This is a genomic window from Neobacillus drentensis (assembly GCF_036966985.1).
GTDB lineage: Bacteria > Bacillota > Bacilli > Bacillales > Cytobacillaceae > Neobacillus > Neobacillus drentensis_E.
In genome coordinates, this window is the sequence record NZ_JBALSN010000137.1 from 1 (window position 1) to 7442 (window position 7442).

Annotated in this window: 1 protein-coding gene; it reads left to right on the forward strand. The window is 39.9% G+C overall.

Annotation, left to right across the window (positions count from 1 at the left end; genetic code table 11):
• Positions 1-176 precede the first annotated feature (176 nt).
• The coding region (locus tag V7659_RS09660) for an Ig-like domain-containing protein (protein WP_335539715.1) at positions 177-7442 on the forward strand (7266 nt) is incomplete at its 3' end.

Below are 7442 nucleotides of genomic sequence, written 5' to 3' on the forward strand. Positions count from 1 at the left end.
AAATAAGATAATATAATAATTTATTTTATCATTTGGAAGATTTATGTCATTCGGCAGATGAATAAACGATTTTAATAGAAGTGAAGGTATTGATCTAATAACTATAAAGTTATTTTAATTTTGGAGAATATCGGACTAGAAAGATCAGAATACGATTTTAAAAGGGGAAAATATGAATGAGGAAAATATTAAGTGTAGCACTATTATTTTGTATGTTTTTTAATTTACTACCCTTTGAATGGTTACCAAGTGTTCTCAGGGAAAATGTGACAAAGGCCGAGTCCAATCTTACAAGAGAGGATTTTAAGCAGTTTGAAGGAATGGTTGATTCTAATGATTATTTTACTTTCGTTTTAAAGGAGAATGGACAAGTCCTTCCTTTGGGTTCCTCTAACAATGAACAGTTGGAAGTGAAAAATTGGGACAATATTAAGTCTATTTCTGCTGGTTATGAGCATGTTGTCGGTTTAAAGGAAGATGGAACTGTACTGGCTGCTGGAACCAATAATTATGGTGAATTAGATGTTAGTAGTTGGAAAGATATTGTACAAGTATCAGCTGGTCAATATTTTACCGCAGGTTTAAAAAGGGATGGAACTGTAGTCATCACGGGTGATACATCGCTTGGTCAAAATCAGGCAAGGGAGTGGACAGATATCGTATCTGTATCTGCTGGTGGAACTCATATTGTTGGCTTAAAGCAAGATGGGACGGTAGTGGCAGCTGGCTTAAATACATTTGGCCAAATCGATGTCAGCAATTGGACAGACATCGTCTCCATTTCTGCTGGAACCCAGCATACAGTTGGATTGAAAAGTGACGGTACCGTTCTCGCTATAGGAAACAATATTAATGGGCGAACAAATGTATATGGTTGGAAGGATATCGTTTCCATTTCTGCTGGAGGTTTTGTCACTATGGGGTTGAAAAGTGATGGAACGGCCGTGTTAGTTGGGGATGTCCAATATAATTATGCCCAACAAGATGTTAGTCAATGGAAGAATGTTGTTGCGATATCTGCCGGATGGTATACCTATGCAGGGATACATAGTGATGGTACTGTATCCACAACACAAAATTATTACAGTCGACAGGCTCCCAGACAAAGTGTATGGAATGAAATCACTTCTATAGATACAGGTTGGTATCAATATCTTGGTTTAAAAGCAAATGGCACCGTTATCTCATCGGGAAGTAACGAACAAGGAGAATCCAATGTTTATGACTGGAGAAATATTACTCAAGCCACAGGAGGAAAGTTTTTCTCTGTTGGCTTAAAAGAAGACGGGACTGTTATTACAGCAGGGCAAGGAAATTGGGATACCGTTAAGGGATGGACGGATATTGTATCTGTAGCTGCAGGTGAGTCTCATATTGTTGGTGTAAAGAAGAATGGAACAGTGGTTGGAGCAGTAAATGGCGGCTCTATGAGCCTTGATTGGACGGATATAGTCCAAGTTTCATCTTTTGGCGGTCATACTCTCGGTTTAAAAAGAGATGGTACCGTCGTAGCCAGCGGTAACAATAGCTATGGCCAACTTAATGTGAGTAGTTGGAGAAATATTATTGCGATCGCTGCAGGCTTAGATTTTTCTCTGGGGTTAAGATCGGATGGAACTGTAGTAGCTGTTGGTAATAATAAATACGGTCAGCTTAATGTATCCGGCTGGACCAATATTGGGGCTATTTCCGCAGGATACAACCAATCGGTTGGTTTAAAAAAGGACGGCACTGTTGTTGCAGTAGGTAATAATCAAGCAGGACAATTAAATATAACGGAATGGAAAGATATCGATGCTATCTCTGCTGGTATTTCAACTACTCTTGGTTTGAAAAAAGATGGGACCGTCATTAATACGGATTCTAGTAAACTGCCAAGTGAAATCTTTAAACCTCAATATAGTATCAACAAAAGAATTGTAAAGCCCAATGATGAAGTGAGAATTAAACTTTCTACCGGAAATTTTTATACTGTTTCTAATTCTCTTGTTTCCTTAAACGGCGGTGTTAATTTAGCTAATCAAGAAATGACACAGGTTGCAGATGGAGAGTTTGAATACACCTATAAAGTGCAGCCGGCAGATAGTGGAATTGTAAATGTTAACTTCCCTGGGACAGCGGATTTCTTTGATCAAGCCGTAACTGAGAATGATTTTTTCAGGGTTATTCCTCTTCAATCTATAAGGGCTTCCAAAACGGTTGCCTCTCCTGGTGATAAAGTATCAATAACCGTTACTTTCTATGAGAGTGTTAAACCTGGATTTCAATTAGCTTTAGGTAGGGCGGAATACTTAGCTGACACTCAAATGACGGAGGTAGCTGGAAGTAACGGGACGAAATATATCTATACGTATACCGTTCCATATAATCACTTTGAGGGAGCCATTGATGTTTCTCTTAATGATGTAGAAACTGCTAATGGATCACGGTTTCTGACTTATAAGGAAAGAAGCGTATTTACAAAGCAAAATAGAGTTGCCCCTGTAAGCTCGCTGATTGTTTCTAAAGAAAAAGCGAAAATGGGTGATGATGTTACCATTACGGCTAATTTTTCAGAAACGATAAAAAATGGTGTCAAGCTGTCACTCGATGGAGGGGCACAAATGGCTCCTACAATTATGAATGAGGTTTCTGGAAGTAACGGTAAACAGTATACTGCAAACTACAGAGTCCCAGAAGGAATATCAGGAACTGTAAATGCGCATATTACCGAAGCTTACGATATCAATAATAGTCTTAGTAAGGAATATGTGAGCAACAACCTATTTTCAGTCGATGGCATTAGACCGGATGTCAGTGTTACTGCTTCACAGTCTGTTGCTAAAACGGGTGACCGAGTTTTATTAACTGCTAAATTTAGTGAACCAGTCAAACCGAGTTTTACTCTTTCATTAGTAAATGGTGTCAGCCTGCCGGGTTTATCTATGACCGAGGTAGAAGGAAGTAACTCCACTGTATTTACTTATGAATATGTTGTGAAAGATGGGGACCAAGGTCAAGTCTATACAGCCTTTAATGGAGTTGAGGATTTATTTGGAAATACAATGCCGGGAACAACAATAGGAAACGTGTTTCAGGCAGACGGGGTTAATCCAGACCTTTTATCAGTTGAATCGGAAAATCAAGATTATGCAGCAGGGGACTATGCTCATATTATTGCTACCTTTACTGAATCAGTGAAACCCGGTGTGAAAATTAAATTATCCGGCGGAATTAACGACGAAGAGTATGTCATGAGTGAGGTTCAGGGAAGTAATGGGAACCAATACGAACTCTATTATGAGATCAAAGAAGGACAAAAAGGGATTGTTAGCGGCCTGTTAACTAATGTAGTGGACTTTGCGGGTAATGAGATTACTTACTCGAAAGAAGAAGTGTTTTATATAAGTGATCCTTCAAACGCCAATTTGGCAAACGTCTCGGCTAGCAGCGATGGGGTTGGGTATTCATTCAATTATGAATTCTCCTCTGATATCGGGACCTATACTACTTATCTGCCAAGTCATGTTAGGTATGTTTATTTAAATGCAGATACACAGGATAGGAAAGCTCTTGTCGAAGGTGCTGGTTATCAGAGCCTTGTACAAGGTGAAAATGTTTTTATTTTAAAAGTAACTTCAAGTAACTTGAACACGAAGTATTATAAAGTTGTTATTCATGTGGCAGATGATCAATCACCAGTTATAACAGGTGTTGAGGATAAATCTGTTAACATATATACGACTTTTGAACCTACAGAAGGTGTAGTAGCTTCAGATAATGTTGATGGGGAGATTACATCGCTAATCCAAACTGGTGGGGCAGTAGATACAAGTAAGCCAGGAACTTATCGCGTTACTTATTCAGTTTCGGATAAAGCAGGGAATACTACCCGTGTTGAACGGTATATAACCGTTGTAGATAATATACCGCCAGCCGCTCCTATAGTTGATCCAGTTGGAGATAATAAAATCATTATTACTGGAACCGCAGAACCAAATGGAAACGTGGTTGCAAAAGCATACGGTCAATGGCTTGGCGGGGCTCAAGTAGCTGAAGATGGAAAGTACTTTATTGCTATTCCAAAACAACAAGCCGGAACAGAGATTAGTGTTTATGCGTATGATCCTTATGGAAATCAAAGTGAAGCTACAAAGGTTGTGGTTAAGGATGTAACTGCTCCAGATAAGCCTGTGGTAAATGAAGTAACGGATAAAGATACTTCTATTAGTGGAAAAGCAGAGGCATCTTCTAAGATTAGGATAATAGCAGATGGAAAACTGATTGTCATGACTACAGTTGGTTCTGATGGAAACTTCCTCATACACATCCCAGTTCAAAAAGCTGGAACGAAGTTAGTTTTCACGTCTATAGACCAAGCTGGAAACGTTAGTGATGCTGAAACAATCGTGGTAAAAGATGTAACCGCACCTGATGGTCCAATCGTGAATGAGGTAACTGACAAAGATAATACTGTTAGTGGTCAAGCAGAAGCAGCGTCAACGATTATTGTAAAAGCCAATGGTTTTGTCATTGCGAAAGTAACGGCTGATGAGGAAGGCTGGTTTATAGCGAATATTCTGCCTCAAAAAGCAGGTACGGATTTAGTTATCACTGCAACAGACTCAGTAGGGAATGTGAGCCACGAAGTTACTATAGCGGTGAAGGATTTCACTGTACCTGTGAAGCCAATTGTGAATCCAGTAACTGACCAAAATGATTTTGTGCAAGGCAAAGCAGAGGCTGGATCTAGAATTGAAGTTAAATTCAATGGTCAGGTTATTAGCACGGGAGTAGCAGGAGTAGATGGGAATTTTACTATAGATATTCCGGTTCAAAAAGCAGGAACAGACTTAACCATAATATCAATAGATCAGGCTGGTAATATCAGTGAGTCTACTAGCTTAGTAGTGTTAGACAAGACTCCTCCAGAAAAGCCTGTGGTAAATGAAGTGACCGATAAAGACACTTCAATCACAGGCCAAGCAGAACCAGAAAGTAAAGTTGAAATTAAAGTTGAAGATATGATAGTTGGAACAGATACTGCTGAAGTAGATGGTACATTTACTGTGGAAATTCCACTGCAAAAAGCAGGATCTAAATTATTTATTACGAGTATAGATAAATCTGGAAATGTAAGCCTTGCTGAAATTGTAGTGGTGAAGGACGTAACCGCTCCAGAAAAGCCAGTTGTCAATGAAGTAACTGACCAATCTACTACTGTAACTGGTGAAGCAGAAGCTGGATCCACAGTAGAAATGAGAGTGGATGGTTCAGTAATTGGCTCAGGAACCGCTGGAGAAGATGGAAAGTTTATCGTGGCCATTCCAGTTCAAAAAGCGGGAACTGAACTGATCATTTCGTCAACGGATATTGCTAAAAATGAAAGTGAGTCAACAAGAGCTGTGGTAAGAGATGCAACTGCCCCAGAAAAGCCAGTTGTCAATGAAATAACCGATCAATCTACTACAGTAACAGGTGATGCTGAAATTGGATCAGCAGTAGAAATTAAAGCGAATGGTTCAGTCATCGGCACCCAAACTGTTGGAGAAGCTGGACAATTTATCGTGACCATTCCAGCACAAAAGGAAGGAACGGTAATAGAAGTAACAGCTACAGATACCGCTGGAAATGTTAGTGAAGTGAGAACGGTAACTGTATTGGATGGAACTTCGCCTGCCGCACCAAAAGTAACCGAAATTAATGACCAATCCACATCTGTTAGTGGAACAACAGAGGCCGGAGCAAAGGTGTATGTTGTCTATACTTCACCACTATATGGGGTATTGGTGAGTACAGGGTTTGCAGATGAAAATGGAAATTATCAAGTGGCGATTCCAGTTCAAGATGCAGGTTCTACTATTAAGGTCATAGCTGCAGATGCTAGGGGAAATGAAAGTGAAGCAGTTACTATGGTGGTAAAAGATGCAACAGCTCCAAACACACCACAAGTAAATGAAGTAACCGATTGCTCTCAAGAAGTATCTGGAACAACTGAAGCAGGAGCAAATGTTACAGTTAGAGTAGGGCTAATTGAGTATGGATTAACTGAATACAATGGGAAGGCAGATGAGCAAGGGAACTTCAATGTATCAATACCTATTCAATCCGCTGGAACTGCCATATCTGTATTTGTAACAGATGAGGCTGGTAATATAAGTGAAATTAACCAGATTTTCGTAAAAGATGTGACCCCACCGGATGTGCCAATCGTCAATGAAGTAACAGACAAAGACCTTTCAGTCACTGGCCAAGCAGAAGCAGGAGCGACAGTAGGTGTAACTATTATAGCTACTTCCTATGAGGCCAAGGCTGATGAAGCTGGGAAGTTTAGCATTAATATTCCGAGACAAGAAGCCGGAACCATTCTTCATGTATACGCTTATGATGCAAATGGAAACGGAAGTCCTTACCAGAGTATCACGGTAACAGACAAAACTGCACCACTTGAGCCGGAAGTAAATGCTGTAAATAATAAAGACGCTAAGATAACAGGCCAAGCAGAAGCAGGATCTAAAATTGAAGTAAAAAGGTCTGGTACACTCATTGGCTCAGGAGAAACGGGTGTAGATGGCAAATTTATTGTCAATATCCCTGTTCAAAAAGCCGGGGTGGAATTAGATATTTCAGCTACTGATAAGGCTGGTAACGTGAGTAAATCAACCAGACTTTTAGTAAAAGACGTCATTGCACCTGAAAAACCAGAGGTAAATGAAGTTACTGATAAAGATTATTTAGTTACAGGTGAAGCGGAAGCAGGTTCGAAAGTAGAAGTAAAAGTAGGTAGTACAGTAATTGGTACTGGAACTGCTGCCGCAGATGATGAATTTAAATTAACCATTTCGGTCCAAAAGGCAGGAACAGAACTAGTTATCACAGCAACGGATATAGCTGGAAATGTAAGTCAAGCTGAAAAAGTGGTAGTTAAAGATGTAACCGCACCTGATAAGCCTGTCGTTAATGAAGTAAGCGATAAAGATACTTCGGTAAGCGGTCAAGCAGAAGCAGGGTCAACTGTAGAAGTGAAGGTAAATGGTACAGTGATTGGCACGGGCACTGCTGGCGAGGATGGTCACTTTAATGTAATCATTCCGGTTCAAAAGGCAGGAATGGAATTAGTTCTTTCAGCAACTGATAAAGCAGGGAACGTAAGTGAGATTATCAAAGTACTAGTAATAGATAAAACAGCCCCAGAAAAGCCTGTAGTAAATGAAGTAACCGACAAGGATAACTCTGTGACAGGAAAAGCAGAGGTAGGTTCTAAAGTTGAAGTCAAAGTAAAAGACTCAGTTATTGGTACAGTAACAGTTGGAGAGGATAGTCAATTAATTGTGACTATTCCGGTCCAAAAAGCGGGAACGGAATTAGTTGTTACTGCTACAGATAAGGCTGGAAATGTAAGTGAAGCAACTACCGTAGTGGTGAAGGACGTAACTGCGCCTGGAAAGCCTGTCGTAAATGAA